Origin of the sequence: Cellulomonas sp. H30R-01 (assembly GCF_010119915.1) — a bacterium.
GTDB classification, from domain to species: domain Bacteria; phylum Actinomycetota; class Actinomycetes; order Actinomycetales; family Cellulomonadaceae; genus Cellulomonas; species Cellulomonas algicola.
The window spans coordinates 1668162-1691588 of the sequence record NZ_CP048210.1 but is presented as its reverse complement, the minus strand read 5'-3'; the positions used below and the strand labels follow the sequence as shown (position 1 = coordinate 1691588).

The 23427-nt window shown below is 73.9% G+C and carries 19 protein-coding genes and 1 pseudogene; 6 read left to right on the top strand and 14 right to left on the bottom strand.

Annotated elements, in window-relative coordinates:
* Positions 1-152: 152 nt before the first annotated feature.
* From GXP71_RS20325 to GXP71_RS07450, 3 genes and pseudogenes are all read right to left on the bottom strand, one after another.
* Positions 153-548: pseudogene (locus tag GXP71_RS20325) on the bottom strand (class I SAM-dependent methyltransferase); the annotation flags it as partial.
* 36 nt (positions 549-584) lie between these two features.
* Positions 585-1100 carry a LuxR C-terminal-related transcriptional regulator gene (locus GXP71_RS20540; protein ID WP_304515703.1) on the bottom strand — a complete coding sequence of 172 codons (516 nt, stop codon included), beginning with the start codon at positions 1098-1100 and terminating at the stop codon, positions 585-587.
* A gap of 217 nt (positions 1101-1317) precedes the next feature.
* Entirely contained in the window at positions 1318-1902 is a 585-nt protein-coding gene (locus GXP71_RS07450) for a DUF3000 domain-containing protein (RefSeq protein ID WP_124344370.1), read from the bottom strand.
* A 178-nt stretch (positions 1903-2080) separates the two neighbouring features.
* Between GXP71_RS07450 and gndA the strand changes: the two genes are divergently transcribed.
* Both gndA and GXP71_RS07440 read left to right on the top strand, forming a co-directional pair.
* On the top strand, positions 2081-3535 hold the full coding sequence (gndA, locus tag GXP71_RS07445; RefSeq protein WP_162352135.1) for an NADP-dependent phosphogluconate dehydrogenase: 1455 nt from the start codon (positions 2081-2083) through the stop codon (positions 3533-3535).
* Positions 3532-4818: a hypothetical protein gene (locus tag GXP71_RS07440; protein ID WP_162352134.1), complete on the top strand. Its 1287-nt coding sequence runs from the start codon at positions 3532-3534 to the stop codon at positions 4816-4818. The genes gndA and GXP71_RS07440 overlap by 4 nt, the downstream gene beginning before the upstream one ends.
* Positions 4819-4966: 148 nt before the next feature.
* Here the strand turns inward: GXP71_RS07440 and GXP71_RS07435 are convergent, their stop codons facing one another.
* The 8 genes from GXP71_RS07435 to GXP71_RS07400 all read right to left on the bottom strand — a co-directional run bounded on the left by GXP71_RS07435 (position 4967) and on the right by GXP71_RS07400 (position 12632).
* Positions 4967-5452, bottom strand: coding sequence for a hypothetical protein (locus tag GXP71_RS07435; RefSeq protein ID WP_124343132.1), 486 nt, complete (start codon positions 5450-5452; stop codon positions 4967-4969).
* The gene (locus GXP71_RS07430) at positions 5449-6261 is read right to left on the bottom strand and encodes a dihydrofolate reductase family protein (RefSeq protein ID WP_238402679.1); all 813 of its coding nucleotides are present in this window, start codon (positions 6259-6261) and stop codon (positions 5449-5451) included. Before GXP71_RS07430 ends, GXP71_RS07435 begins: the two co-directional genes overlap by 4 nt.
* A gap of 151 nt (positions 6262-6412) precedes the next feature.
* Positions 6413-7639 (bottom strand): uroporphyrinogen-III C-methyltransferase, encoded by a 1227-nt coding sequence (gene cobA, locus GXP71_RS07425; RefSeq protein ID WP_202924342.1) that lies wholly within the window; start codon positions 7637-7639, stop codon positions 6413-6415.
* Between the two features lie 35 nt (positions 7640-7674).
* Positions 7675-9111, bottom strand: coding sequence for a sulfate adenylyltransferase subunit 1 (locus GXP71_RS07420; protein ID WP_162352131.1), 1437 nt, complete (start codon positions 9109-9111; stop codon positions 7675-7677).
* Positions 9111-10061 carry a sulfate adenylyltransferase subunit CysD gene (gene cysD, locus GXP71_RS07415; RefSeq protein ID WP_162352130.1) on the bottom strand — a complete coding sequence of 317 codons (951 nt, stop codon included), beginning with the start codon at positions 10059-10061 and terminating at the stop codon, positions 9111-9113. Before cysD ends, GXP71_RS07420 begins: the two co-directional genes overlap by 1 nt.
* A complete protein-coding gene (locus GXP71_RS07410) occupies positions 10058-10777 on the bottom strand; it encodes a phosphoadenylyl-sulfate reductase (RefSeq protein ID WP_162352129.1) in 720 nt (239 codons plus the stop codon). Before GXP71_RS07410 ends, cysD begins: the two co-directional genes overlap by 4 nt.
* On the bottom strand, positions 10774-10974 hold the full coding sequence (locus GXP71_RS07405; RefSeq protein WP_162352128.1) for a hypothetical protein: 201 nt from the start codon (positions 10972-10974) through the stop codon (positions 10774-10776). Before GXP71_RS07405 ends, GXP71_RS07410 begins: the two co-directional genes overlap by 4 nt.
* A complete protein-coding gene (locus tag GXP71_RS07400) occupies positions 10971-12632 on the bottom strand; it encodes a nitrite/sulfite reductase (protein ID WP_162352127.1) in 1662 nt (553 codons plus the stop codon). The genes GXP71_RS07405 and GXP71_RS07400 overlap by 4 nt, the downstream gene beginning before the upstream one ends.
* A gap of 368 nt (positions 12633-13000) precedes the next feature.
* Here GXP71_RS07400 and zapE point away from each other — a divergent pair, with 368 nt between their 5' ends.
* On the top strand, positions 13001-14089 hold the full coding sequence (gene zapE, locus GXP71_RS07395) for a cell division protein ZapE (protein WP_162352126.1): 1089 nt from the start codon (positions 13001-13003) through the stop codon (positions 14087-14089).
* 16 nt (positions 14090-14105) lie between these two features.
* The gene (locus tag GXP71_RS07390) at positions 14106-14600 is read left to right on the top strand and encodes a hypothetical protein (RefSeq protein ID WP_162352125.1); all 495 of its coding nucleotides are present in this window, start codon (positions 14106-14108) and stop codon (positions 14598-14600) included.
* Positions 14601-14627: 27 nt separating this feature from the next.
* Here GXP71_RS07390 and treZ read toward each other — a convergent pair whose 3' ends face one another.
* From treZ to glgX, 3 genes are read right to left on the bottom strand one after another with little or no spacing between them, the layout of a single operon-like run.
* Positions 14628-16418, bottom strand: coding sequence for a malto-oligosyltrehalose trehalohydrolase (gene treZ, locus GXP71_RS07385; protein ID WP_162352124.1), 1791 nt, complete (start codon positions 16416-16418; stop codon positions 14628-14630).
* Positions 16419-16421: 3 nt separating this feature from the next.
* A complete protein-coding gene (treY, locus tag GXP71_RS07380) occupies positions 16422-18947 on the bottom strand; it encodes a malto-oligosyltrehalose synthase (protein ID WP_238402677.1) in 2526 nt (841 codons plus the stop codon).
* Positions 18944-21196, bottom strand: a complete 2253-nt coding sequence (glgX, locus tag GXP71_RS07375; protein WP_162352123.1) for a glycogen debranching protein GlgX — start codon at positions 21194-21196, stop codon at positions 18944-18946. Before glgX ends, treY begins: the two co-directional genes overlap by 4 nt.
* Before the next feature lie 154 nt (positions 21197-21350).
* On the opposite strand from glgX, the gene GXP71_RS07370 reads away from it, so the two are divergent.
* The gene (locus GXP71_RS07370; RefSeq protein ID WP_162352122.1) at positions 21351-22586 is read left to right on the top strand and encodes an NAD(P)/FAD-dependent oxidoreductase; all 1236 of its coding nucleotides are present in this window, start codon (positions 21351-21353) and stop codon (positions 22584-22586) included.
* Between the two features lie 67 nt (positions 22587-22653).
* Positions 22654-23415: a deoxyribonuclease IV gene (locus tag GXP71_RS07365; RefSeq protein WP_202924340.1), complete on the top strand. Its 762-nt coding sequence runs from the start codon at positions 22654-22656 to the stop codon at positions 23413-23415.
* The last annotated feature ends 12 nt before the right edge of the window (positions 23416-23427 follow it).

Here is a 23427-nt window from a genome sequence, read left to right as displayed (position 1 = left end):
GTCCGCTCGAGCGGAGCCAGCCAGTACCGGAGGTGCCAGCCGGCGGCCCAGTCCTCCTCGATCACCCGGGTCGTGAAGTAGCTGCCTCCGTGCCGGAGCCAGTCGCCCGTGGGATGAAGCCGGGAGAGGACCAGCGCGCCCTCGGGGCGCAGCACCCGGCGCAGCTCGCGCAGGGCGCAGACGCGGTCGTCCACGTACTCGATGCCGAGCGCCCACAGCGCGAGGTCGACCGAGCCGTCCGGCAGCCAGCCCAGCGGTTCGGCGGCGTCGTGGACGCGCACGTCGGCGTCGGGCGCATGCGCCGTCGTCAGCTCGACCATCCGTGGGCTGAGGTCGAAGGCCGAGACGCGGGCTCCGCGAGAGACGAGCTCGGCGGCGTACCAGCCGGGACCGCACCCGACGTCGAGGACGTGGCGCCCCGCGACGTCGCCCAGCAGCGAGAGGCACGCCGGACGGTCGTAGTGCGCGTTGTAGAAGCCGTCACGCGCGTGCTCGGCGAAGGCGTCTGCGAAGGCCTCGTACTGCGGCTCGCGCCCGACCCCCGTCACGCGGCCAGCATGCCAGAGCGCCTGCCGGCGTCCGGGTCAGTCGAGCACGCCGCCGCGGATCGAGATCGCGACGAGCTCCGCGCGGTCGCCCGTGCCGAGCTTGCGCGAGATGCGGGCGAGGTGGCTCTTCACGGTGAGCGCGGACAGGCCGAGCTCCTCGCCGATGAGCCGGTTGGACCGGCCGTCGGCGACCAGGCGCAGGACGCTGATCTCGCGGGCCGTGAGCTCCGGGAGCGTCGGGGGAGCCGGTGCCGGAGCGGGCTGACGCGGGACGCTCGTCGCCGTCTGACCCGCGACCGCGCCGCGCAGACCGCCCTGCAGCAGGACCGACAGCTCGGGGCGGCTCGCGCGGCGCGTCAGGACGACGACACGCGGCGCGCCCCGGCGGCGCAGGTTCTGGACGAGCGCGACCCCGTCTCCGTCGGCGATCTCCGACACGACCACGCACATCTGCTGCGGCGGCGCTGCCGGGCGTCGGGTCGTCGGCACGGTCGTCCGCACGGCGACCCGGCGGAGCGGGGCGACGTCGCGGCGGAGGGGCTCGATGCTCACGGTCCTCTCATCGGCAGCACCTCTGGGCCACTTGAGGGACAGGACGTCACAGATCCACGGGAAGACGTGATAGTGCGGGGAACCGACACGACGGCGCTGGTCAGCGCTGAGCACGCCGCGGGCCCACGACTCGGGTCAGCGGGGACCGTGGCGCGGCAGGGGGACGACGAGCGTCAGCGACGACGGCGAGGCGCGTCGGTGACGAGGGCGACGTGGGTCAGCGGCGAGGGCCGAGGGGCACGACGCCCTCCGGCAGCGGCGGCAGGCCGGCCGCGGTGCACAGCAGCGTCGCCCACGCGCGCAGGTGCGGGCCGAGGTCCTCGCCCGCGGCGGTCCACGACGCCCGGATCTCCAGCTCCGTCTGCTCCGCGCGGCGCTCGAGCGCGCCGAAGCTCTGCGACAGCACGCGCGTGACCGTGCCGCCCGCCGCGTGCGGCTCGAGGCCCGCGGACTCGAGCGCGTCGGTGAACCAGGTCCACGCGACCTCGGCGAGGAGCGGGTCGGTGCCGACCTCGGCCTCCAGGGTGGCGCGGACCAGCGTCACGAGGCGGAACGAACCCTCCCACGCCTCCTGGCCCTCGGGGTCGTAGAGCACGACGAACCGGCCCGACGCGAGCTCGGCGGCGGCGACCGACCGGCGCGCGCTGCGCACCTCGGCCGTGAGCGCGGCGGAGAACGGGGCGATCCGGGCGGGCCCGGGGACCTCGTCCAGCACGACCTCGGACCGGACCGTCACGTTGCGCAGCGAACGGAGCGCACGGACGAACTCGGCGGGGACGTCCTCGGGGCCTGCTGGGGTCACGCTGGGGAGCGTACGGGCGCGGTCGCCGTCTTGACGTCCGGCACGCCGCTCCCGCGTCATCGCGACGCCGCTAGGCTGACCGGGCACTCCCACCCGGACGTCGCGCACCCGCCCAGCGCCCTCCTGCGCACGGGTCGTCCCGCGCCCCGGGCCGTCGACGACAAGGAGCACCTCACGCATGGCCGCGAACACCACGGCATCCGGCACGGCCGAGATCGGCGTCACCGGTCTGGCGGTGATGGGCCGCAACCTGGCCCGGAACTTCGCGCGGAACGGGTTCACCGTCGCGATCCACAACCGGTCGTATGCGAAGACGCAGTCGCTGGTCGACGACCACGGTGACGAGGGCACGTTCATCGCGTCCGAGAGCACCGCGGAGTTCGTGGCGTCGTTGGCGCGGCCGCGCAAGATCGTGGTGATGGTCAAGGCCGGTGCGGCCACCGATGCGGTGATCGACGAGCTGGTGCCGTTGCTGGACGAGGGCGACATCGTGGTGGACGCCGGCAACGCGCACTTCCCGGACACGATCCGCCGCGAGAAGGCGCTGCGCGAGAAGGGTCTGCACTTCGTGGGGTCGGGTGTCTCCGGTGGTGAGGAGGGCGCGCTGCTGGGCCCGTCGATCATGCCCGGCGGCACCGCCGAGTCGTACGAGTGGCTCGGGCCGATCCTGGAGAAGATCTCCGCGAAGGTCGACGGGGTGCCGTGCTGCACGTATGTGGGTCCCGATGGTGCGGGGCACTTCGTGAAGATGGTGCACAACGGCATCGAGTACGCCGACATGCAGCTGATCGCCGAGGCCTACGACCTGCTCAAGCAGGGCCTGGGTGCGTCGGCGGCGGAGATCGGGCAGATCTTCGCGGACTGGAACACCGGTGACCTGGAGTCGTTCCTGATCGAGATCACCGCGGACGTGCTGCAGCACGTGGACGCGGAGACCGGTGCGGCGTTCGTGGACGTCGTGCTGGACCAGGCCGAGCAGAAGGGCACCGGCCGCTGGACCGTGCAGAACGCCCTCGACCTCGGGGTCCCGATCACCGGGATCGCGGAGGCGACGTTCGCCCGGGCGCTGTCGGGGTCGGTCCCGCAGCGCACCGCCGCGGTCGGCACGCTGCCCGCGCACACCACCCCCTGGGCGGTCGAGGACCGCGACGCGTTCATCGAGGACGTGCGCCTGGCCCTGTACGCCTCGAAGGTCGTGGCGTACTCCCAGGGGTTCGACCAGATCGCCGCGGCCTCGGCGGAGTTCGGGTGGGACATCGACCGGGGTGCGATGGCGCGGATCTGGCGCGGTGGGTGCATCATCCGGGCCCGGTTCCTCAACCGGATCACCGAGGCCTACGAGCGCGACGTGAACCTGCCGCTGCTGCTCGCCGACGAGTACTTCACCGGCGCCGTCGCCAACGGCGTCCAGGCCTGGCGTCGGGTCGTGTCCGGTGCGGCACTGCACGGCGTGCCCACCCCCGCGTTCTCCTCCTCGCTGGCGTACTACGACGGGGTCCGCGCCGAACGGCTGCCCGCCGCGCTGATCCAGGCGCAGCGCGACTTCTTCGGCGCCCACACCTACCGCCGCACCGACAAGGACGGCACCTTCCACACCGCGTGGTCCCTCGACCGCACCGAGCAGGACGCGTGAGCGAGCCCGTCTCGACCACCGCCGCCCCGGGCACGAACCGGGGCGGCGGTGGTCCGCTCCAGCCCGTCATCCTCGGCGCCGACATCGGCGTCTACGCGATGGCCCGCTCGTTCCACGAGGCCTACGGCGTGCGGTCGGTCGTCGTCGCCGGCGCCGCCCTGGGCCCGGTCGCGCACTCGCGGATCGTCGACCACGAGATCGTCGCCGACGGCCACGACCCCCGGCAGCTCGTCGACCGTCTGCTCGAGGTCGCCCGCCGCATGCCTGACCGTCGCCTGCTGCTCATGGCGAACTCGGACTGGCTCGTGCGCGTCGTCGTGCAGCACCGGGCCGAGCTCGAGCCCCACTACGTCGTGCCGTTCCTCTCGCAGGAGCTGCTCGACCAGATCTCCGACAAGGCGACGTTCGCGGAGATCTGCGAGCGGCTCGACATCTCCGTGCCGCGCACGATCGTCCAGGACTTCACGTCCGCGGACGAGCCCGGCTGGGCGCCCGTGCCGGTCGACCTCGACTACCCGCTCATCGCGAAGGCGGCGAGCAGCGCTGACTACCAGGACGTCGAGTTCGAGGGCAAGAAGAAGGTCTTCGAGATCGCGACGCCCGACGAGCTCGTGTGGTTGTGGGGTGCGCTGCGTGCGGCCGGCTTCCGCGGCCGGTTCGTCGTGCAGGAGCTCGTGCCCGGGGACGACACGCAGATGCGGTCCATCACCGCGTACGTCGACAGCCGCGGCGAGATCACGCTGCTGTGCAGCGCGCACGTGCTGCTCGAGGAGCACACGCCGTCCGGCCTGGGCAACCCGGCCGCGATGATCACCTACCGCGACGACGCGATGCTCGAGCAGGCCCGACGGTTCCTCACGTCGACCGGCTACCGCGGCTTCGCGAACTTCGACGTCAAGGTCGACCCGCGCACCGGGCTGTTCCGGTTCTTCGAGGTCAACCCGCGCATCGGGCGGAACAACTACTACGTGACGGCCGCGGGTGCGAACCCCATGCGGTTCGTCGTGGAGGACCACGTCGAGGGCCGGGCCGTCGAGCCCGTCGTCGTCGAGCGGGAGGTCCTCTACTCGATCGTGCCGCACCGCCTGCTGCTGAAGTACGTGCGCGAGCCGCAGCTCGCGGCGCGCGTGCGACGGCTCGTGCGGTCCCGCGCCACGGCGCACCCGCTCGCCTACGGCAAGGACCTGTCGCCGCGCCGACGGGCGTACGTCTGGGCTGCGAAGCTCAACCAGGTGCGCAAGTTCCGCCGGTACTACCCGGAGGTCACGGACACCGGCTTCTGAGCCGGCCGGTCCGGTCGGCGCCGTGCGGACGTCGACGCCGCGGACCTCCACGACGACGGCCCGCCCGCGAACCTCGCGGACGGGCCGTCGTCGTGTCAGGGGCCGGGTGGTCGCCGGGATCGCGTGGACCGGGCCGGTTCGGACGGGGTCAGCCGAGCTCGCTGGTCCCCGCGTACAGGTGCAGCACCGGGACCTGCAGGTCCTCGCGCGCCCGCGACGCCCAGTCGCGGTGGAACGTGTCCTCGAGCGCGTGCGGATAGGTGACGACCGCGACCTCGCGGACCCCGCCCGCGGCGACGGCCGCACGCACGGCGGGGATCGGGTCGTCCTCGGTGATCTCGCCCGTCGCCGTGCGCCCGGCGGCGGTGAACGCGGCGACGCTGCCCGCGAGCTGCTCGGCGGCGGTCGCGCGGGCCTCGCGGACGCTCGGCTCCTTGCCGCGTGCGCGGTCGAAGGCCTCGCGCAGCTCGCCGAGGCTGAGGTTGTCGATGATCGTCGAGAGCAGCGGGCGGTCGCTGTCGGCGGGGACGAGCACCCGGTACGCGAGCTCCTCGCCGTCGTGCAGCGACAGCAGGTGCTCGACGTCGGACGCGGTCAGGGTGTCCTCGACCAGGACCAGGATCGTGTCGGTCACGCGCCGAGCCTAACGACCTGCCAGCGTCCCAGCAGCACACCGTCGCCGTGCAGCAGGTGCAGCGGCCGCAGGTGACGTGCGGGGTCGAACCAGTCGGTGCTGTGCACGATGCGCGGCGCGGGGCCGCCGACGAGCAGCGGGCTCGTCGTCACGCACAGCTCGTCGACCAGGTCGGACTCCAGCAGCTGACCCAGGAGCGTGGGCCCACCCTCCGCGAGCACGTGCGACAGACCGCGGGCGCCGAGCGCGGCGAGCGCGACCCGCAGGTCGACGACACCGGCGTCGGACTCGGTCACGATGACGCGCTCGGGACCGATCTGCTCGCGCAGCGCGTCGAGGCGCGGGCTCGCACTCGTCGTGACGACGATCGGGGGCCGCTCCTCGTCGAGCAGCCCCGGCGGCAGGTCCCCGCTCGCGCTCACGATCGCGAGCTCGACCTCGGGGGCCCGGCCGAAGGCGCGGCGCGCCTCGGCGAGGCCGTCGGGCACGTCGAGCGCGGTGTAGCGCTCGACCCGGGCCGTCTGCGCGCCGACGAGCACGACGTCGGCGAGCGCCCGCAGCGTCCGGAACACCCGGAAGTCGGCACGGTCGTTGATCGTGCCGCTGCGCTGGTCGACGCCGGTCGCGGCGCCGTCGACCGAGCTCACCATGTTGACCCGGACGTGCACGCCGCGCGGTGGGTCGACGGGCAGGCGGTCGGTGAAGAGGGCGAGCAGGTCGGCCTCGTCGGGGCGGGGCTCGAGGCGCTCACCGGCGCGTTCGAGGGGCAGCAGGACGTCGAGCGGGGGCAGGTCGTCGGTCTCCGGCACGGCCTTCACGCTAGGCCAGGTCGGCGGGGCAGGACAGTCGGGGCGGTGTGGGAAACCGCACGTCCAGGAACGTCGGCGCAGGTCGCGACGGTGCCGCGGGCGCAGGTCGGATGCTCGGCGTCGTCCAGGGGTACCGGTCGGGGGGCGTGCGTCAGGCGGGCAGGCGGCCGGTCGCGCGGTCGTGCGGGCCCAGGACGTCGGCGAGCGCGGCGACCTCGCCGACGACGACCACCGCGGGGTTGCCGACGCCACGCGCGGCGGCGCGCTCCGCGATGTCCGCGAGCGTGCCGACGGTCGTGCGCTGCCCGGGCAGCGTGCCGTTCTCGACGACGGCGACGGGCGTCGCGGGGTCCTTGCCGTGCGCGACGAGCGTCGCGGCGTGCTCGGCGAGCCGGCCGACGCCCATGAGCAGCACGAGCGTGCCGTCGAGCGCGGCGATCGAGGGCCAGTCGGGAGCGCTGTCGTGCGCGGACAGGATCGTGACCTGGCGGGACACCCCGCGGTGCGTGACGGGGACGCCGGCCACGCCGGGGACGGCGATCGCGCTCGTCACGCCCGGCACGACCTCGACGGGCACGCCCGCCGCGAGGCAGGCCTGCACCTCCTCGCCGCCGCGGCCGAGGACGAACGGGTCGCCGCCCTTGAGCCGCACGACCCGCAGGCCGCGCAGCGCGCGCTCGACGAGGACCTCGTTGATCTGCTCCTGCGTGAGCGTGTGCGAGTGCGGGGACTTGCCGGCCTCGACGACCTCGACGTCGGGGTCGAGCGTGTCGAGCAGCGCGCGCGGCGCGAGCCGGTCGACGACGACCACGTCGGCCTCGGCGACGGCACGCCGGCCGCGAGTCGTGACGAGGCCCGGGTCGCCCGGACCGCCCCCGACGAGCGTGACGGTGCCGACAGGGCCCCGGCGGTGGTGCCGCAGCGGAAGCTCGCCGGTGTCCAGGAGGACCTGGAGCGCGGAGCGCAGGGCGGCGGCACGGCGCGGGTCGCGGCCCGTGGACACGGCGACCGTCACGTCGTCGACGCGCGCGACCGCGGGTGTCCACGCGGTGGAGTGAGCGGCGTCGTCGGCGCGCACGCACCAGGTGCGCGCCGCCTCGGCGTCCGCGGCGACGGCGTCGTCGACGGACGGTTCACCGGTCGCGGTGTGCACGAGCCAGGCACCGTCGAGGTCGCCCGACGCGTAGCCACGTCCCGTCCACCGCACGAGCCCGCGCGCGACCAGGTCAGCGAGGTCCTCGCAGAGCCGCGGGGCGACGACCAGCACGTCCGCGCCGTCGTCGGCGAGCCGCGCCACGCGGCGCGCGGCGACGGGACCGCCGCCGACCACGACCACGCGCCGCCCGGCGACGTCCAGCAGCAGGGGATGACGAGGCATGTCGTCCAGTCTGCCGGTCGCGGGCGGCGCGTCCGTCATATGCCGGCCCCGGCGAGCCAGTCGTCGTCGGCCGCGCTCGGCGGCGGCGTGGGCGTGAGGCGGTCGAGGAGCGTCGGACCGATCATCCCCGCGGCGAGCGTCGTGCCGTCGGCGGGGTCGACGACGAGGAAGCCACCCGTGCTGCGGTGGGTCGCGTAGTCGTCGAGGACGACGGGCTCGGCGAGGCGCAGCCGGACGCGGCCGATCGCGTTGAGCGTGAGCGCGCGCGGCGCGGTGTCCGACGACGTGTCGGTCGCGTCGACCGTGTACTGGGTGTCGACGCCGTCCCACACCTCGACGGTCTGGGTGTCGATGTCGAGGCGGGCGTTGACCTCGCGCAGCAGCGCCCGGACGGTTCGCGTCCCGACGCGCACGAGGACCCGGGCGCCGAGGACGCTGCGCCGCTCGGCGAGCCAGCAGACGGTGCCCTCCAGGTCGGCGCCGACGGTGACCGTCTCGCGCGTGGGCACGAGCACGTCGCCGCGGGCCACGTCGACGTCGTCGGCGAGGCGCAGCGTGACGGACTGCGGCGCGTGCGCCTCGTCGAGCGGGCCGTCGAAGGTGTCGATGCCGGTGACCGTGCTCGTCTTGCCGGACGGCAGCACCGTGACGTCGTCGCCGACGCGGACCACGCCCGACGCGACCCGGCCCGCGTAGCCGCGGTAGTCGGGGTGCTCGGCGTTGCGCGGCCGGATGACGACCTGCACGGGGAACCGGAACGCCTCGGCGTGCGCGTCGCGCCCGACGGGGACGGACTCCAGGTGCTCGAGGAGCGTCGGCCCGTCGTACCAGGGCGTGCGGTCGGAACGGTCGACGACGTTGTCGCCGGCGAGCGCCGACAGCGGCACGGCACGCACGTCGGTCAGGCCGATCGCGTCGGCGTAGCGCGCGAACTCGTCGGCGATGGTGCGGAACGTCGCCTCGTCGAAGTCGACGAGGTCCATCTTGTTGACGGCGAGCACGACGTGCGGGACGCCCAGCAGCGCGGTGATGGTCGCGTGCCGTCGCGTCTGCTCGAGGATGCCCTTGCGCGCGTCGACCAGCACGATCGCGAGCTCCGCGGTCGACGCGCCGGTCACCATGTTGCGCGTGTACTGCACGTGGCCCGGGGTGTCGGCGAGCACGAACGCGCGGCGGGCCGTCGAGAAGTACCGGTAGGCCACGTCGATCGTGATGCCCTGCTCGCGCTCGGCACGCAGGCCGTCGGTGAGCAGCGCCAGGTCGACCGCGCCGACCTCGGACCCGCCGCGGGCCGCGGTCGCGCGCTCGACCGCGCTGAGCTGGTCCGCGAGCACCGACTTCGTGTCGTAGAGCAGCCGGCCGATGAGCGTGCTCTTGCCGTCGTCGACCGAGCCGGCGGTGGCGAGGCGCAGCAGGTCGCGCTGCGCATGCACGGTGGGGTCGGTGGAGACGTTCTCGGTGGTCGTCGTCATCAGAAGTAGCCCTCGCGCTTGCGGTCCTCCATGGCGGCCTCCGAGGCCCGGTCGTCGGCGCGGGTCGCCCCGCGCTCGGTGAGGCGGCTCACCGCCACCTCCTCGATCACGTCGGCGACGGTCGAGGCCGTCGACTCGACGGCACCCGTGCAGCTCATGTCGCCGACCGTCCGGTAGCGGACCGTGCGGGTCTCGAGCGTCTCGCCCGCGCGCGGACCGCCCCACTCGCCCGGCGCGAGCCACATGCCGTCGCGCAGGAACACCTCGCGCTCGTGCGCGTAGTAGATCGACGGCAGCTCGATGCGCTCGCGCTCGATGTAGCGCCACACGTCGAGCTCGGTCCAGTTCGACAGCGGGAAGACGCGCACGTGCTCGCCCGGCTTGTGCCGGCCGTTGTACAGGTCCCACAGCTCGGGGCGCTGCCGTCGCGGGTCCCACTGCCCGAACTCGTCGCGCAGGGAGAACATCCGCTCCTTGGCGCGCGCCTTCTCCTCGTCGCGGCGGCCGCCGCCGAACACCGCGTCGAAGCGGTGCGCGGTGATGCCGTCGAGCAGCGGGACCGTCTGCAGCGGGTTGCGCGAGCCGTCGGGGCGCTCGACGACGCGACCGTCGTCGATGGCGTCCTGCACGCTCGCGACGACGAGCCGCAGCCCGTGCTCCTCGACTGTCGCGTCCCGGTAGTCGATGACCTCGGGGAAGTTGTGCCCCGTGTCGACGTGCATGACGGCGAACGGCACGGGTGCGGGCCAGAACGCCTTGCGCGCCAGGTGCAGCATGACGATCGAGTCCTTGCCGCCCGAGAACAGCAGCACGGGCCGCTCGAACTCGCCGGCGACCTCGCGCATCACGTGGATCGCCTCGGACTCGAGGGCGTCGAGCTGGGTCAGGCGCTGGGTCGGTCGCCGGGAGGGTGCCGCCGCGGTGGGGGGAGCCGTGGCCTCAGTCGTCATGTGTGCAGACCGCATTCCGTCTTGGAGGTACCGGACCAGCGTCCGGCCCGCGGGTCCTCGCCCGGGGCCGTCGCACGCGTGCAGGGGGCGCAGCCGATCGACGTGTAGCCGGCCTGCCGCAGCGGGTTGAGCACGACGTGGTGCTCGGCGACGTACGCGTCGACGTCGTCCTGCGTCCACGCCGCGATCGGGTTGAGCTTGACCTTGGAACGCTTGGCGTCCCAGCCGACGACCGTGATGTCGGTGCGGGTCGGGGCGTCCTCGCGGCGCATGCCGGTGACCCACGCGGTGAACGGGGCGAGGCCGCGCTCGAGCGGCTCGACCTTGCGCAGCGCGCAGCACAGGTTCGGGTCGCGGTCGTGCAGGCGCGGGCCGTGCTCGGCGTCCTGCTCCGCGACGGTGCGCAGCGGCAGGACCGTGCGGAGCCGGATGTCCGTGAAGTCGGCGTAGTAGTCGCGCGTGCCGATCGTCTCGGCGAAGTGGTAGCCCGTGTCGAGGAAGATGACGTCCGCGCCCGGGATCGCCTTCGCGACGAGGTCGACGAGCACCTCGTCGCCCATGGACGACGCGACGACGAGGTCGTCGCCGAACGTGCGGCCCGCCCACGCGAGGATCTCGCTCGGGTGCGCGCCCTCGAGGTCGCGGCCCGCCTGCTCGGCGAAGGCGCGCAGCTCGTCCGGCGTGAGGTCGGCGACCGCGGGGGTGGCGGTGCTCATCGGTCGCCTCCCGTCGGCGTGGTCGGGGTGGTCGGGTGCGTCGTCGCGGCCGTCGCGAGGCCGACGAACCGCAGCGCGAACGCCCGCGCGCACGACCGGCACTCCCACTGCCCGTGCGTCTCGCCCGCGGGCCACAGGTCCTCGCTCGCGCAGAACGGGCAGTAGTACGGCACCGCGCGCTGTCCGGAGTCGCTCATCGCAGGTCCTCCTCCGCCGCGCGGTGCACCCACTCGGCGAACAGCTCGCCCTCGAGGCGCTGCTCGTCGAACCTTCGCGTGACCCGCTCGAGGTAGTCGGGGAGCTCGGACGACGGCACGCGCAGGCCGCGCAGCGTCTTGCCGAGCCCGCTCGTGAGCCCGAGGCCGCCGCCGAGGTGGACCTGGTAGCCCTCCTCGCCGCCGGCGAGGGCGCCCTTGAGCCCGATGTCCGCGGTCTGGATGCGCGCGCACGAGTTGGGGCAGCCGTTGACGTTGATCGTGATCGGCTGGTCGAACGTCGGCAGGCGCTGCTCGAGCTCACCGATGATGAGCGCCGCGCGGGCCTTGGTCTCGACGATCGCGAGCTTGCAGAACTCGATGCCGGTGCACGCGATCGTCCCGCGGCGGAACGTCGAGGCGTTGCGCACCTGCAGCCCGAGCGCCTCCAGGCCCTCGACGAGCGCGTCCACGCGGTCCGCGGCGACGTCGAGCACGACGAGCTTCTGCTCGGTGGTGAGCTGCACGCGGTCCGACCCGGCGGCGTCCACGAGGTCGGCGACGGCGTCGAGCAGCGGGCCCGACACGCGCCCGACGGTCGGAGCGGCGCCCACGTAGAAGCGGCCGTCCTTCTGCGGGTGCACGCCGACGTGGTCGCGGCGTCCGGTGGGCGGCGGGGGAGGCGCGGGACCGTCGGCCATCGTCCAGCCGAGGTACTCCTCCTCCAGCACCTGCCGGAACAGCTCCGGGCCCCAGTCCGCGAGCAGGAACTTCAGGCGGGCACGCGTGCGGAGCCGGCGGTAGCCGTAGTCCCGGAAGATGCTCGTGACGCCGACCCAGACGTCGGGGATCTGCTCGAGCGTGACGAACGCGCCGAGGCGCTTGCCGAGCATCGGGTTGGTGGACAGCGCGCCGCCGACCCACACGTCGAAGCCCGGGCCGAGCTCGGGGTGCACGACGCCGACGAACGCGACGTCGTTGATCTCGTGCGCGACGTCCTGGTGCGGCGAGCCGCTGATCGCGGTCTTGAACTTGCGCGGCAGGTTGGAGAACGCCGGGTCGCCGATGTACCGGCGGTGGATCTCCTCGATCGCCGGGGTGCCGTCGACGATCTCGTCGGCCGCGACGCCCGCGACGGGGGAGCCGATGATGACGCGCGGGACGTCGCCGCACGCCTCCTGCGTGGTGAGCCCGACGGACTCCAGCCGGCGCCAGATCTCCGGGACGTCCTCGATGCGGACCCAGTGCAGCTGGATGTTCTGCCGGTCCGTGATGTCCGCGGTGTCGCGGCCGAACTCGCGCGAGATGCCCGCGACCGTGCGGAGCTGGCCCAGCGTGAGGGTGCCGCCGTCGCAGCGGACGCGCAGCATGAAGTACGAGTCCTCGAGCTCGTGCGGCTCGAGCGTCGCGGTCTTGCCGCCGTCGATCCCGGGCTTGCGCTGGGTGTACAGGCCCCACCAGCGCATCCGACCGCGCAGGTCGTCACCGGGGATGGAGTCGAAGCCTTGCTGCGCGTAGATCGTCTCGATGCGGTGGCGGACGTTGAGGCCGTCGTCCTCCTGCTTGAGCTTCTCGTTGCCGTTGAGCGGCTCGCGCTGCTCGTCGAACGCCCACTGGCCCTCGTGGCGAGCGGCGGGCGGGGCGATCCTGGTCTGCGCCATCGGGCGCTACCTCCGGGGGATCGTGGACGTGCGTGCTGCACCCACCGCCTGGGGGACGGGACTCGGGGCGCAGACCGCGCGCCCGAGCGTGGGGGACGTGGGGCGGGGTCAGTCTCTCCGCGGACAGCAGCACATCGACATGGCCGGGCCCGCGGCGGCGCAGCAGCACCGACACATGGCGGGAGACCCGGTCGCGATCACCCGACGAGGCTGTCAGACGAACGGGTGACACGGGAGAAGGCTTCCGTATGGTGAGACGAGCGCATCGGCATGTGGGACGGGTGTCCAGTCCGGGTGTAGAAGCCGCGCGGCCGCACCCGGCGTCGTGCCCTGGCGTGACGCCGGTCACCCCGACGCGACCGTCCCGGATGCCGGACGTAGGCTTGTCCGTCGTGACAGCCGTCGACCCCGCCGCCCGCCCCGACGGTGCGCACCCGGGACCGGCGTCGCTCACGGCGCGCACGCCGCAGGTCCCGCCGGCGCGGCTGCTGGCCGAGCTCGTCCCGCCGCGTCACTTCGCCGGCGAGTCCTTCGACACCTACGTCCCTGATGGCGCCCATCCGTCGCAGCGCGCGGCCGTCGACCGGCTGCGCACCGTCGCTCGCACCATCACAGACGGCGCAGGCCGTGGCGGCCTGTTCCGGCGCGCGTCCCGGCGGACCGCGCCCGCCGTCTACCTCGACGGCGGTTTCGGCGTCGGGAAGACCCACCTGCTCGCGTCCCTCGCGCACGCGGTCGGCACCCAGGACGCCGCGTTCGGCACGTTCGTCGAGTACACCAACCTCGTCGGCGCCCTCGGCTTCCTGCCGACGGTCGACGCGCTCGCGGGCAAGAAGCTCGTCTGCATCGACGAGTTCGAGCTCGACGACCCCGGCGACACCGTCCTGATGTCCCGCCTGCTGCGCGAGCTCGCCGACCGCGGCGTCGCGCTCGCGGCCACCTCCAACACGCTGCCCGAGTCGCTCGGCGAGGGCCGATTCGCCGCCGACGACTTCCTGCGCGAGATCCAGGCGCTCGCCGCGCGGTTCGAGGTGCTGCGCGTCGACGGGCAGGACTACCGCCACCGGTCCGTCGTCACCGACGCGGACGGGCTCGCCGACGCCGAGGTGCAGCGCGCCGTCGTCGACGTCCCCGGCGCGACGCTCGACGCGTTCCCCGCACTGCTCGACCACCTCGCGCGCGTGCACCCCAGCCGGTACGGCGCGCTGCTCGACGGCGTCGAGCTCGTCGGCCTCACCGGCGTGGCGCCCGTGCCGACGCAGGACGTCGCGCTGCGGCTCGTCGTGCTCGTCGACCGGCTCTACGACCGCGACGTGCCCGTCCTGCTGGGCGGCGGGGGAGAGCACGACCTCTTCTCCGCGGAGATGCTGCGCGGCGGCTACCGCAAGAAGTACTACCGCGCCCTGTCCCGCCTCGGCGCGCTCGCCGCCGACGGCGCGGCCCGCGTCACCGCCTGACCCCGGCGGGCGCGGCGTGCGGTTCGAGTCCGGGGACGGCGCGTCCGTCGACCTGCGGCTCGTGGGCTACCAGTTCCCGGGCGCGGTGGGCGCGCCGCCCGGCGACTGGGACGCGAACTGGCTCGTCGTGCGCGGACGCGTGCGGCTCGCGGACGGACGGGCGTGGACGTTCACCGACGCGAGCCTGACGACGTGGGACGCGCGCGACCTCGACGGGTGGTTGCGAGGGGTGGTGTCCGGCCACGTCGCTCCGGTCCGCCAGGACGCGCCGGAGGAGGATCTGCTCGCGTTCACCGAGCCGTGCCTCGCGTTCAGCCTCGCCGCGCGGGACGACTCGGTCGCGACCGTCCGCGTGCACCTGTCGCTGGAGTGCGCGCCGCCGTGGCTGCACGAGGCGGGCGGCGACGCCGCGCTCTTCGCGTTCTTCGTCGCCGTCACGGTGCCGCTCGACGGCGTCAGGCGCGCGGCGGACGACTGGAGTGCCGCGCTGGCGCGGTTCCCCGCCCGCTGACGTCGACCGGTCGCGGGCGAGAGCCTGTCAGTCGACCGCGGCCGGCACGAGGACGGCGACCGAACGGCCCGGGACCACGACGTGCGGGTCGGCACCCGGCTCGAGCGCGCACGGCTCCCACGCGGCGGCGACGTCGAGCGGCGCGTCCGTCGGGAGCGGGACGCGGGCCTCGGCGTCGGTGAGGTTGACGACGACGCGGGCCGCGCCGCGGTGCAGGACCAGGACGCCCTGCCACGGGCCGTCGGCGGTCTCGGGGCCGTCCCACGCGAGGTCGGTCGCGGCGAGGTTCCCCGACGCGAGGTCGGGGACGGACCGGCGCAGCGCGATCAGCTCGCGGTACCAGTCGAGCAGCCGGTCGTGCGGCGGCCGGGAGCGCTCGGCGCGGTCGAGGACGGACCGGCGGAACGTCGCCTCGTCCTGCGGGTCCGGCACCTCGACGGGACCGCCGTACAGGTCGGCCCAGCCGTGCCCGCCGAACTCCGCGCGCCGCCCGTCGCTGACCGCCCGGCCGAGGTCGGGGTCGGCGAACGACGTGAAGAACTGGAACGGCGTGCGCGTGCCCCACTCCTCGCCCTGGAACAGCATGGGCGTGAAGGGGGACAGCAGGAGCAGCGCGGCGGATCCGGCGAGCGTGCCCGCGTCGAGGCGCTCGGAGGGGCGGTCGCCGATCGCGCGGTTGCCGACCTGGTCGTGCGTCTGCGTGCTCACGACGAAGCGGTGGCCGTCGGTCCCGCTCGCGACGGGCCGGCCCCAGTCGCGGCCGCGGAAGGTCGACCACGCGCCGTCGTGGACGAACACGCGCGTCATCGCGTGCCGGAGCGTCGCGGGCGCGCCGAAGTCGACGTAGTAGCCGTGCCGCTCGCCTGTGAGCAGCGCGTGCAGCGCGTGGTGCACGTCGTCGGCCCACTGCGCGGTCATGCCCCAGCCGCCGGCGGCGGTCGGGGCGACGCTCGCGACGTCGTTCAGATCGGTCTCGGCGATGAGCGACAAGCGCCGGCCGACGCGCTCGGACAGCGCGGCGACCTCGTCGGAGAGCTGCGCGAGCAGGTGCTGCTCCGAGTCGTCGCGCAGCTCGTGCACGGCGTCGAGGCGCAGCGCGTCGACGTGGAAGTCGCGCAGCCAGCGCAGCGCGCTGTCGACGATCCACCGGCGCACGACGTGCGCGCCGGGCTGGTCGAGGTTGATCGCGGCGCCCCACGGCGTGTGGTGCGCGTCCGTCGCGTAGGGGCCGAACAGGCCGGTGTAGTTGCCGGACGGGCCGAGGTGGTTGTGCACGACGTCGAGGCAGACCGCGAGGCCGAGGCCGTGCGCGGCGTCGACGAACCGCTGCAGCGCCGCGGGGCCGCCGTAGGCGTCGTGCACCGCGTACAGCCCCACGCCGTCGTACCCCCAGCCGCGCGGCCCGTCGAACGGCGCGACGGGCATGAGCTCGACGACGTCGACCCCGAGCGACACGAGCTCCGGCAAGGCGTCGGCGGCGCTGTCGAGGGTCCCGCCCGGCGTGAACGTGCCGACGTGCAGCTCGTAGACCACGCGTCCGCGGACGTCGAGCCCGCTCCACCCCGCGTCGGTCCACGGGAACCGGCCGGGGTGGAAGACGCGGCTCGGCCCGTGCACCCCGTGGGGCTGCCACGCGCTTCGCGGGTCGGGCAACGGGTCGCCGCCGTCGAGCGCGAACGCGTAGTCGGTCCCGTGCGACAGGTCGCGCTTGACGGTCCACCAGCCGTCGCCTGCCGGGACCATGCCGAGCCGCTCGCGCGTCTCCGGCAGCACCAGGTCGACGCTCCGGGCGGCGGGTGCCCACACGTGCGGGCGCATGCGTCAGCCCTCCGTCCGGACGAGCAGCGCGACGGGGAGGCGGTCGAGCAGCGGGCCGACCTCGCGCACCCCGCCCGTGACGGGACGGTCGGTCAGCACGTCGTGCCACTCGCCCTCGGGGAGGGCGACGGTGTGCTCGCCCCAGCCGCCGAGGCGGTCGACGGAGGCCTGGAGGCGCGTCGCGACGACCGCGACCCGCGGGTCGCCGCCCACGGTGCGGGCGTACGTGAGGCTGTGCCCCGACGAGTGCGCGAGCGGCACGTAGCCGGCCTCGGGGCCGACGAACGCCTCGGGCAGGTCGCGGCGCAGCCGCAGCGCGCGCGCCGTGACGAGCAGCTTCTCGTCGGCGAGGTCCCGCGGGCCCGCGCCGTCGTCGAGGCGGGCGAGCCGCGCGACCAGGCCCTCGTGGTCCACCGGGCGACGGTTGTCGGGGTCGACCAGCGTCGGCTGCGGCACCTCGGTGCCCTGGTAGACGTCCGGGACGCCCGGCAGGGTGAGCTGCACGAGCTTGGTGCCGAGCGTCGCGGCGCGGACGGCCGGACGCGTGCGGGCCTCCCACGCAGTGAGCAGGTCGCGGACGGTCGCGTCCTCGAGCGACGCGCGCGCGGTGTCGAGGACGGCGCGCTCGTACGCCTCGTCGGGTGCGGTCCACGTCGTGCGCGTCTTCGCCTCCCGGATCGCCTTCGTCAGGTACTCCGTGAGCCGGTCGGCCGCGATCGGGCCGTCGGGCGTCCACGTGCCCGCGAGCGTCTGCCACAGCAGGTACTCGGTGCGACCGTCGAGCAGCGCACCGCGGAAGGGCGCGGACGCGGCGCGCAGCGCGTCGACGAGCTGCGACCACTCGAGCGGCAGCTCCGAGAGCACCCCGAGCCGTGCGCGGGTGTCCTCGCCGCGCTTGGTGTCGTGCGTCGACAGCGTCGTCATGCCGAGCGGTGCGGAGACCTGCTGCTCCGCCGCCCAGGCCGCGAGGTCCGTCGGGGTGAGCGCGAACCGCTCGGGCTCGCCGCCGACCTCGCACAGGCCGACCAGGTGGGTCCACCGGTAGAACGCCGTGTCCTCGACGCCCTTGGCGGTGACCGCGCCGCACGTCTGCTGGAACCGCACGATCAGCTCGTCGCGGCGTCGTCCCCGGGTGAGCCCCGCGCTGCCGACCTCGCGCCCGAGCAGCAGGTCGACGAGCACGTCCATCGTCTCGCCGCGCTCGGGCGACAGGCGGGCGCGGGCCTCGCGGGCCGCGGCCTCGACGACCTCGACGGACTCCGCGGGCACGGGGTCACCCGGCACGACGTACGCGCGGTACCGGTCGAAGGCGACGAGCAGCTCGACGAGGCACTCCTCGAGCGCGCGCCACGTGTGGTCGCGCAGCCGCAGGTCCTCGGTGCAGATGTCGGCGGCGAGCGCCGTCAGCCGGTGGACCTCGGCGTACAGCGGGCCGTCGACGATCTCGCGCTTGGCCTGCTCCGCGATCGCCGCGAACGCGTCGGACGTGTCGCCCGTCAGCCGGTGCATCGTCCCGGCCAGCACGGCCGCGCCACCCGGGTCGACGAACGTCTGCTGGATGCGCCACAGCGCCTCGTACCCGGTCGTGCCCGCGGTGTCCCAGTCACCGGGCAGGCGCTCGTCGCCCTGCAGGATCTTCTCCACGACGACCCACGCCTCGCCGCTCGCCTCGCGCAGCCGCGCGAGGTAGCCCGCGGGGTCGGCGAGGCCGTCGGGGTGGTCGATGCGCAGGCCGTCGAGCGTCCCGTCCGCGAGCAGGTCGAGGACCAGGCGGTGGGTCGCGTCGAACACCTCGGGGTCCTCCACGCGGACCGCGACGAGCGTCCCGACGTCGAAGAACCGCCGGTAGTTCAGCTCCTCGTCGGCCACCCGCCAGTACGCGAGGCGGTAGTGCTGGCGCTCGAGCAGCTCGGCCATCGGGAGCGACTCGGTGCCCTCGCGGACGGGGAAGACGTGGTCGTAGTACCGCAGGACCTGCCGCACGCCCTCGCCCGGGACGTCGGCCTCGTCGAGGCGCAGCTCGCCGCGCGCGAGGACGGCGCCGATGCGGTCGCCCAGGACCGGCATGAGCACGTCGCCGCCGCCCGCCGACCAGTCGACGTCGAACCACGACGCGAACGGCGAGTCCGCACCCTTGTCGAGCACCGACCACAGCGGCCGGTTGTGCCAGACGGGCGTCGGCACGGCCATGTGGTTCGGCACGATGTCGAGGACCAGGCCGAGGCCCGCCTCGTGCGCGACGGCGGACAGCCGGCGCAGCGCTGCGAGCCCGCCGAGCACCGGCGAGACCTCGTCGTGGGCGACCACGTCGTAGCCGTGCGTCGAGCCCGGTGCCGCCGTGAGCACGGGGGACAGGTACACGTGCGTCACGCCGAGCGACGCGAGGTACGGCACGCGGGCCGCGACGTCGTCGAGCGTGAGGTCCGCGCCCAGCTGGACGCGGTACGTCGACACCGGGACGGGTCGCCCCGGCCCCACGAGCCGGCGCGCGGGCGTCGGACGTGGGGGCGCCGCGCGCAGGTCCGTCACGCGCCCGATCCCTTGCGAGAGCGTCGCCGAGGCTCGTCGCGGTCCGTGGTCCGGCCGCTGTCCCCCTGCCGGCGGACGCGGGCCGCCTCGTGCGACGCCTCCGCGACTGCTCCGATACCGGACGACGTCGGCTTCGTCTGCAGCGGCGGACGCGTCAGCACGACCACGGAGTGGTGCGCCAGCACGACGTCCTGGCCGGCCTCCAGCGTCGCGCCGGGCGCGACCTGCGAGTCGGTGTCGAAGACGGCCGTCCACGAGTCGCCGTACCGGTGCGACGGGACGACGAACGTCTCGGACTCCGGCTCGCCGTTGAACAGCACGAGGAACGAGTCGTCGACGATCTCCTCGCCGCGCATGTCCGGCTCGGCGATCGCGTCGCCGTTGAGGAACACCATGACCGCGCGCGCGAGGTCGCTGTTCCACGTCTCCGGGCTCATGTGCTCGCCGTTCGGCGCGAGCCACTCGATGTCCTTGAGGTCCGACTGGTCGGCGTCGTCGGGCTTGCCGGCGAAGAACCGGCGGCGCCGGAACACCGGGTGGTCCTGCCGCAGCCGCACGACGCGCCGCGTGAACTCCAGGAGCTGCGTCTGCCGCTCGTCGAGGTCCCAGTCGACCCACGACAGCTCGTTGTCCTGGCAGTAGACGTTGTTGTTGCCCTGCTGCGTCCGGCCCAGCTCGTCGCCGTGCAGGATCATCGGGATGCCCTGCGAGAGCAGCAGCGTCGCGAGGAAGTTGCGGCGCTGGCGGTAGCGCAGGTCGAGGACGTCGGCGTCGTCGGTCGGGCCCTCGACGCCGCAGTTCCACGACCGGTTGTGGCTCTCGCCGTCGGCGTTGCCCTCGCCGTTCGCGTCGTTGCGCTTCTCGTTGTACGACGTGAGGTCCGCGAGCGTGAAGCCGTCGTGCGCGGTGACGAAGTTGAGGCTCGCGATCGGCCGGCGGCCCGTGTGCTCGTACAGGTCCGACGAGCCGGAGATGCGGCTCGCGAACTCGCCGAGCGTCGACGGCTCGCTGCGCCAGAAGTCGCGCACCGTGTCGCGGTACTTCCCGTTCCACTCCGACCACAGCGGGGGGAACCCGCCGACCTGGTACCCGCCCTCGCCGACGTCCCACGGCTCGGCGATGAGCTTGACCTGCGAGATCACCGGGTCCTGGTGCACGAGGTCGAAGAACGCCGACAGGCGGTCGACCTCGTGGAACTGGCGAGCCAGGGTCGCCGCGAGGTCGAAGCGGAACCCGTCGACGTGCATCTCGGTGACCCAGTACCGCAGCGAGTCCATGATGAGCTGCAGCACGTTGGGCGAGCGCATGAGCAGCGAGTTGCCCGTGCCCGTGGTGTCGAAGTAGTGCGCCTGGTCGTCGTCGACGAGCCGGTAGTAGTTCGCGTTGTCGATGCCGCGGAAGCTCAGCGTCGGACCCAGGTGGTTGCCCTCGGCCGTGTGGTTGTAGACGACGTCGAGGATGACTTCGATGTCGGCCTCGTGCAGGGCCTTGACCATGGCCTTGAACTCCTGCACCTGCTGACCGCCGCCGCCGTACGCCGAGTACGCGTTGTGCGGCGCGAAGAACCCGATCGTGTTGTAGCCCCAGTAGTTCGACAGGCCCTTGTCCTGCAGCACGGGGTCGTTGACGAACTGGTGCACGGGCATGAGCTCGACCGCGGTGACCCCGAGCGACGACAGGTGCTCGATCACGGCGGGGTGCGCGAGGCCCGAGTACGTCCCGCGCAGCTCCTCCGGCACGGCCGGGTGCTGCTGCGTGAGACCGCGCACGTGCGCCTCGTAGATCACGGACTCGTGGTACTGGTGCTGCGGCGGCCGGTCGTGGCCCCAGTCGAAGTACGGGTTGACGACGACCGACTTCATCGTGTGGGCGGCGGAGTCGTCGTCGTTCGTCGCCGTCGGGTCGTCGAACCGGTACGTGTACAGGGACGGGTCGTTGTCGACCTGCCCGTCGATCGCCTTCGCGTACGGGTCGAGCAGCAGCTTCGACGGGTGGCAGCGCAGGCCGCGCGCCGGGTCGTACGGGCCGTGCACCCGGTACCCGTAGCGCTGGCCCGGCCCGACCGCGGGCAGGTAGCCGTGCCAGACGAAGGCGTCCACCTCGGTGAGGTCGACGCGCGTCTCCGTCCCGTCCGCGTCGAAGAGGCACAGCTCGACTCGTTCGGCGACCTCGGAGAACAGCGCGAAGTTAGTCCCGGTCCCGTCGTAGGTGGCGCCCAGGGGATAGGGGCGTCCCGGCCAGATCAGCATCCGCCCAATGTGCCAGCCGCGCGCCGATCCGGCGCGGGGGAGCGAGGTGGACTTCCGCACACTGCGAGCCGTTGCGGGAACGCGCCTGACCTGCTGCGCTGGGCACGGTGCCCGCACACCGACGGGACGCCTCAACGTCTCCCAGGAGGTCGTCGTGTCCGGTCGGGTCGTCGTCGTGGGGGCCGGCCTGGCCGGCGCCAAGACCGTCGAGGCGCTGCGGGAGGGCGGGTACGACGGCCGCGTCACCCTGCTCGGCGCCGAGCCCGACCGCCCCTACGAGCGGCCCCCGCTGTCCAAGGGGTACCTGACCGGCAGCGACGAGCGCGACTCCGCGTTCGTCCACGAGGCCGGGTGGTACGCCGCGCACGACGTCGACCTGCGCACCGGTACCACCGTGACCGCGCTCGACCTCGGCGCGCAGGACGTCGTCGACGGGTCCGGCACGCGGACGGGCTTCGACCACCTCGTCCTCGCGACGGGTTCCGAGCCGCGCCGGCTCGACGTCCCCGGGTCGGACCTCGACGGCGTCGCGTACCTGCGCACGCTCCCCGACAGCGACCGCCTGCGCGCGGCGCTCACGCCGGACCGGCGCGTCGTGGTGGTGGGCGGCGGATGGATCGGGCTCGAGGTCGCCGCGGCCGCGCGCGGCGCCGGCGCGCACGTCACCGTGCTGGTCCGCGACGTGCTCCCGCTGGTCGGCGTCCTCGGGCCCGAGCTCGCCGACCTCTTCGCAGGCCTTCACCGCGAGCACGGCGTCGACCTGCGCACGCGCGCCGACGTCGCTGAGCTCGTCGCCGCCGCCGACGGCACCTCCGTCGGCGGGGTCGCGCTCGAGGACGGCACGGTCGTGCCCGCCGACCTGGTCGTGGTCGGCATCGGCGCGGTACCGCGGACCGCGCTCGCCGAGGCCGCCCGGCTGCACGTCGAGGACGGTGTCGTGGTCGACCAGCACCTCCGCTCGTCGCACCCGCAGGTCCTGGCCGTCGGGGACGTCGCGCGTGCGGCGCACCCGCTGCTCGGGACGCACGTGCGCGTCGAGCACTGGGCGAACGCCCTCAACCAGCCGACCACGGCCGCCGCGACGATCCTCGGCCGCGACGAGCCGTACGACCGGCTCCCGTACTTCTTCACCGACCAGTACGACCTCGGCATGGAGTACGTCGGGCACGCGCCGCACGGCGGGTACGACGAGGTGGTCGTGCGGGGCGACCTCGCGGCGCGCGAGCTCGTGGCCTTCTGGCGACGCGGGGGGCGCGTCGTCGCGGGCATGAACGTCAACGTGTGGGACGTCGTCGACGACGTGCAGGCGCTCATCCGGTCGGGCGTCGTCGTGGACCGGGACCGTCTCGCCGACCCCGCCGTGCCGCTCGGGTCGCTCACGGCCTCGTGACGGCCGACGTCGGAGGCGGCGGCTAGCCTGACCCGTGCCCGACGCCTCCCACCGAAGGAGAACGACCGTGGTGCTCATCGGCGCCCACGTCCGCGACGCCGACCCGATGGCCGCCGCCGCCGAGGTCGACGCCCAGGCCGTCCAGATCTTCCTGGCCGACCCGCAGGGCTGGAAGAAGCCCGTGCCGCGCGACGACGCCGACGCGCTCGTCGCGAGCGGCCTCGGCATCTACGCGCACGCGCCGTACCTGGTCAACGTCGCGTCGACCAACAACCGGATCCGCATCCCGAGCCGCAACATGATCGCGCAGCACGCAGCCGCAGCCGCAGGCCTCGGCGCGCGCGGGCTGATCGTGCACGGCGGGCACGTCGGTGACGGGGACGACGTCGCGGTCGGCATCGACAACTGGCGCAAGACGTTCGAGCGCGCGACGTACCCCGTGCGCGTGCTCGTCGAGAACACCGCGGGCGGCGAGAACGCGTGCGCTCGCACGCTCGACCGGTGGGCGATGCTGTGGGACAAGATCGGCGGTTACGACGTCGGCGTGTGCCTCGACACCTGCCACGCGTGGGCCGCGGGCGAGGACCTCGAGACGATCGTCGACCGCCTCCGGGCCATCACCGGACGCATCGACCTCGTGCACGCGAACAGCTCGCGCGACGAGGCCGGGTCGAGCCGCGACCGGCACGCGAACTTCGCGACCGGCACGATCCCGCCCGAGCTCATCGCGCACGTCGTGCGGGAGGCCGGGTGCGACGCGGTCGTCGAGACGCCCGCCGAGCGGCAGGCCGAGGACATCGCCTTCCTCCGGGCCGCGCTCGCGGGCTGACCCGCGACGCCG

Excerpts from the sequence above, each read along its gene's own strand:
- gndA (WP_162352135.1), top strand. The coding sequence starts at position 2,081 with ATGGCCGCGAACACCACGGCATCCGGCACGGCCGAGATCGGCGTCACC.
- cobA (WP_202924342.1), bottom strand. The coding sequence starts at position 7,639 with ATGCCTCGTCATCCCCTGCTGCTGGACGTCGCCGGGCGGCGCGTGGTC.
- GXP71_RS07420 (WP_162352131.1), bottom strand. The coding sequence starts at position 9,111 with ATGACGACGACCACCGAGAACGTCTCCACCGACCCCACCGTGCATGCG.
- cysD (WP_162352130.1), bottom strand. The coding sequence starts at position 10,061 with ATGACGACTGAGGCCACGGCTCCCCCCACCGCGGCGGCACCCTCCCGG.
- GXP71_RS07410 (WP_162352129.1), bottom strand. The coding sequence starts at position 10,777 with ATGAGCACCGCCACCCCCGCGGTCGCCGACCTCACGCCGGACGAGCTG.
- GXP71_RS07405 (WP_162352128.1), bottom strand. The coding sequence starts at position 10,974 with ATGAGCGACTCCGGACAGCGCGCGGTGCCGTACTACTGCCCGTTCTGC.
- GXP71_RS07400 (WP_162352127.1), bottom strand. The coding sequence starts at position 12,632 with ATGGCGCAGACCAGGATCGCCCCGCCCGCCGCTCGCCACGAGGGCCAG.
- zapE (WP_162352126.1), top strand. The coding sequence starts at position 13,001 with ATGCCGGACGTAGGCTTGTCCGTCGTGACAGCCGTCGACCCCGCCGCC.
- treZ (WP_162352124.1), bottom strand. The coding sequence starts at position 16,418 with ATGCGCCCGCACGTGTGGGCACCCGCCGCCCGGAGCGTCGACCTGGTG.
- glgX (WP_162352123.1), bottom strand. The coding sequence starts at position 21,196 with ATGCTGATCTGGCCGGGACGCCCCTATCCCCTGGGCGCCACCTACGAC.